Below are 833 nucleotides of genomic sequence, written 5' to 3' on the forward strand. Positions count from 1 at the left end.
TAGGCTCAGGACCCATTGATTTGATTACGGAAATCTGATTCAGGCTCTGCGAGGAGACTGGAGATGAGCGACTTGTTTTGGCTGACGGATGAACAGATGGATCGCCTGCGGCCCTTTTTCCCAAAGAGCCACGGCAGACCCTGCGTTGATGACCGCCGCGTGTTGAGCGGGATCATTTTCGTGAACCGTAATGGGATGCGCTGGCGTGATGCGCCCCGGGAATACGGTCCACATAAGACGCTGTACAACCGCTGGAAGCGCTGGGGCGACATGGGCATTTTCATGCGGATGATGGATGGCCTATCTGCTGCGAAAGCCGAGACTCAGACAATCATGATTGATGCGACGTATCTCAAAGCGCACCGCACGGCTTCAAGCCTGCGGCTAAAAAAGGGGATCCAAGGCGTCTGATCGGACGGACAAAAGGTGGCATGAATACGAAGCTGCATGCGATCACCGATCAGAACGGACGACCGCTGAGCTTTTTCATGACTGCGGGGCAGATCAGCGATTATACCGGTGCTACTGCCCTGCTGGACAGTCTTCCTGCCGCACAATGGATGCTGGGAGATCGCGGGTATGATGCCGACTGGTTCAGAGACGCCCTGGAAGAGAAAGGGATAAAGCCCTGCATTCCAGGGCGAAAATCCCGCGGAAAACCAGTCAAATACGATAAGAGAAAATATAAACGCCGCAACCGCATCGAGATTATGTTCGGAAGGCTCAAGGACTGGCGGCGGGTCGCAACCCGCTATGACAGATGCCCGAATGTCTTCTTCTCAGCCATCTGCCTCGCCGCAACCGTCATCTTCTGGATATGAGCCCTGAGCCTA

The 833-nt window shown here is 54.9% G+C and carries 1 protein-coding gene; it reads left to right on the top strand.

Annotation, left to right across the window (positions count from 1 at the left end):
* Nucleotides 1-63 precede the first annotated feature (63 nt).
* A protein-coding gene (locus tag HKD27_RS16260) for an IS5 family transposase (protein WP_194690225.1) occupies nt 64-821 on the top strand; the annotation gives its coding sequence in 2 pieces (ribosomal slippage) (nt 64-397 and nt 397-821; 759 coding nt in all).
* The last annotated feature ends 12 nt before the right edge of the window (nt 822-833 follow it).

This window comes from Gluconobacter sp. R75690 (assembly GCF_015244525.1).
Taxonomy (GTDB): domain Bacteria; phylum Pseudomonadota; class Alphaproteobacteria; order Acetobacterales; family Acetobacteraceae; genus Gluconobacter; species Gluconobacter potus.